At 54.5% G+C, this 2,070-nt stretch carries 3 protein-coding genes; all 3 read left to right on the top strand.

What is annotated here, in order from left to right; genetic code table 11:
- The first annotated feature begins 455 nt into the window (after nucleotides 1–455).
- Nucleotides 456–899, top strand: coding sequence for a DoxX family protein (locus tag QD357_RS31895; protein WP_414126008.1), 444 nt, complete (start codon nucleotides 456–458; stop codon nucleotides 897–899).
- A gap of 43 nt (nucleotides 900–942) precedes the next feature.
- Nucleotides 943–1,371: a thiol-disulfide oxidoreductase DCC family protein gene (locus QD357_RS31890; protein ID WP_414126006.1), complete on the top strand. Its 429-nt coding sequence runs from the start codon at nucleotides 943–945 to the stop codon at nucleotides 1,369–1,371.
- Between the two features lie 173 nt (nucleotides 1,372–1,544).
- Nucleotides 1,545–2,070, top strand: a 526-nt coding sequence (locus QD357_RS31885; RefSeq protein WP_414126004.1) for a LysR family transcriptional regulator, incomplete at its 3' end; no start/stop codon positions are given.

Here is a 2,070-nt window from a genome sequence, read left to right as displayed (position 1 = left end):
GCTGACGTCAATAAAACTCGGATAGTCTCGAAGATGCCATTCTGGAAATACGATACTCAGCTGGCAAACCAACGTGTTGAAACCCGGGCATGATTGCTCACTCCTCAGTCGAGTTCACCGATGGCCTGCCTGCAGCGCCCGAAAAGCGCACGATATTCCKCATCAAATGCAAAGTTTCGAGCCGCACGCCTAGCTGCGGTGCACACCGCGGGTCTCATCCGCCATCTCCTCGAGGAACAGACTCGTCCCATCGGCTTAACGTCCCATACGTCAGCTGGCCCGATTAGCTATGACGGTTCGGTCCCCGGTMGATTCGTCCMGAACGAGAATTAGGCGCATTAAAGTCCGCCGTATTTTTCGAACGTGTTATTTGCAACATTCCCTCTTTTCCGTTCKATACGTCGCCGCTTGAATGGCATKAGGCGCCAAGGCGTAACTCGAAAAGAGGTATTATCATKATCGACATCAGAACCGCCCCTTATGCAGCCCTGGCTCTGCGGCTGTMTATGGGCTCCATGTTCGTGGCCCATTCCGCCCAAAAACTTTTTGTTTACACGCCCACCGGGACGGCGCAGTTTTTTGTATCGATCGGTCTCCCGGGATGGCTGGCCTATCCGGTGATTGCATGGGAACTGATCGGCGGCTTGGCCCTCATCTTTGGGGTTTATGCGCGCTTTGTTGCGGCGGTGTCGATACCACTTCTGCTGGGAACCATTTTCTCGGTTCATGCAGGCGTTGGTTTCTTCTTCGACAATCCACACGGAGGTTGGGAGTTTCCCGCGTTTTGGACCATTGGTCTCTTTGGCCTGGCATGTGTCGGGGACGGTCCCCTGGCTGCGGTGCCTACGCCGTCCCTGGTGACTAGGCGCGCGAAAGCGATCAGCCTGACACAGCGATAACTGACGATATTATTGAAAGACGAAACAGTCGAGTATCAGTGTTATGATCAGAATCGTCTTTGATACCGACTGCGTCGCCTGTAGCCGTTTCGTCCGCTTTGTTCTGGATCACGAGATTGACGCGCGGTGCCAGTTCATCAGTGCGTGGTCGCAGACAGGTTCTGAWCTAGCCATTCGTCAGGGCCACGATCCACGTTTGTATKAAATCAGTTTCATGGTACTTGACCGAGATMGTGCGTTGGTGAAGTCCGACGCGGTGCTTCATATCTTCACATCTCTGAAAGCGCCGTGGCGCTGGCTCATTGTCTTAAAATACGTGCCGAAGGTGTTACGGGACGCGGTCTACACGTTCCTTGCCCGCCGTCGCTACGCTTGGTTCGGTMGGCGCGAAAGTTGCTTCATTTCCCCCGCGTCCTTACGCGAGCGGTTTGTAGAACCAGAAGGTTCGCGTMCGGTTGATTGCGGTCGTTGACGAGAAGCACCTCTAACCGGGCAAAAGAAGCGCATCMCTTCAATTCAGCGGCGGCAGCACCCGATGCTCCAGACAGACAGAAATCAAGGGCCAGAATTGTGATCGGCTAKACTTGAGAAGTTAGGCCCGACATGTTTTCTAACKGCAAGACCTCTTAAAGAAGCTCGCGACACATGACAGATGCGCTGACCCTCGACCAATTMTCGGTTTTCATAACGGTTGTCGAAAAGGGCAGTTTCGCAGCGGCTGCACGCCATCTAAACCGAGCCCAATCTGTCGTCACCTATGCAATTCAGAAACTTGAAGAGCAGAGCGGCGTGATGCTTTTCGACCGAAGGCATTACCGTCCTTTGTTGACGGACGCCGGAAGGGCACTTTTCCCGAGGGCAAAGCGCATCGTCGATGACGTTGCCGACTGGCGTATTCAGGTCAAGGGGATTGCACGGGGCGTCGAAGCGCAATTGACACTGGTACTGGATTTCAACGTCCCAGCTGGGCTTTTATCGCAGGTACTCTCCGAGTTTGGAGGAGCCTTTCCGCTCGTTGAACTTCGCATTATCCTCAAGACCTCGGACTCAGCCGTCGAGGTGCTGCGGAAAGGGGATGCCGACATTGGGATCATGAGCGAGTACAAACCGAACCTGGATGATCTCGAGCGACGGGTCTGCGGTCACGTAGAGCTTGTGGCGGTTACGGCGC

Source organism: Rhizobium sp. BR 317, assembly GCF_047445835.1.
In the GTDB taxonomy this organism is placed as follows: domain Bacteria; phylum Pseudomonadota; class Alphaproteobacteria; order Rhizobiales; family Rhizobiaceae; genus Rhizobium; species Rhizobium paranaense.
Note: the sequence above shows the minus strand (reverse complement) of the source record. Positions and strands in the feature narration are given on the sequence as shown.